Here is a 1,240-nt window from a genome sequence, read left to right as displayed (position 1 = left end):
GGTGCAGACCAACGCACAGGGTGTGGCAGCGGCCACACTGGTGAGTCTGGTGGCGGCAGGCAATCAGGTGACGGCGGGCGTGGGCAGCATGACCACGGGTGAGAAGACCTCGACGTTTGTGGTGGACGAGTTAACCAGCGTGGTGTCGGCACTGACCAGTAAGCCGGACCTGGAGCAGGAGGCGGATGGCAAGAAAATCATTACCTTTACGGCGACATTGACGAACGCCAACAACAACCCGGTGCCGAATACGGCGGTGACCTTTACCACCTCTGCCGGTGATGCAGTGTTGGGTACGCCAACAGTCACGGACACCAACGGCCAGGCCACGGTGACGCTGAAGGACGGTACGGTTGAAGCGGTGACGGTGACAGCGAAGTCGGCGGTCAATGCGGCGGACCCTGGGAAGGAGAAAACGGTCAACTTTGTAGTCGGCGCTATTAATGCAGGAACATCAACATTCACCGTCAGCAAAGCAAGTATTTTGGCTGATAATAATGATTTGTCCATCTTGACATTTACAGCATTGGATGTGAGTAACCACAAGATCACGGGTCTGACTGACGTCACCTTTTCTGTAAACGGCATTGACATGAACGATACCAATGTCTTTGTGGGTACGGTGGCAGAGACAGACCCAGGAATCTCAGGGATATACACAGCCACATTGAAAAGCATCAAGGCTGGTGTCGCGACATTGAGACCGCGGGTCATTTCGATAGGGGTGGTGAATATCCCTGAGAATGTGACGTTCGTCGAACCACCGAAGTTCACCGACATAGTGACACAGGTGAATCCGACTAACGGGATATTCGAATTGGATGTTGGATTCCCGACGACGGCATTCACGGGGGCGACATTCACGCTAAACACGAATAAGCCCGCGGGCGATTACACTTGGAGTTCGAGTCAGCCGGCAGACGTGAGCGTCGATGGAGACGGTATCGTGCTGTTCAGCAGCAAACCCGCAGGCGAGGTGACCATCACGGCAACGCCGAGGCCAGGCGAAGGTATACCGATAACGTACCGGTTCACGGTAACCAGCTGGTTTGTGCCAAGCGGCGGCAGGGAGCTCATTTGGGATGATGTCGCCGATTATTGCGCACAGATTAGACGTAAGCGTCGCTGGAACCCCACCTGTTATTGCGTTCGCGATGTTGCCATGATCTTGTTCCCGATCATCAACACGGAGCAAACCCATGAGGAACATCCGCACGCCCGAAGAATGGCACGCCCTTTT

Annotated in this window: 1 protein-coding gene; it reads left to right on the top strand. The window is 54.9% G+C overall.

Annotated features, from left to right (window positions below; genetic code table 11):
• Nucleotides 1–1,240: Ig-like domain-containing protein (locus tag ACMV5I_RS29440; protein ID WP_414825968.1), on the top strand; the 1,240-nt coding region annotated here is incomplete at both ends.

This window comes from Serratia sp. T13T92 (genome assembly GCF_047530105.1).
In the GTDB taxonomy this organism is placed as follows: domain Bacteria; phylum Pseudomonadota; class Gammaproteobacteria; order Enterobacterales; family Enterobacteriaceae; genus Chania; species Chania fonticola.
The sequence above is the reverse complement of the archived record's forward strand: the minus strand, read 5'-3'. Positions and strand labels throughout refer to the sequence as shown.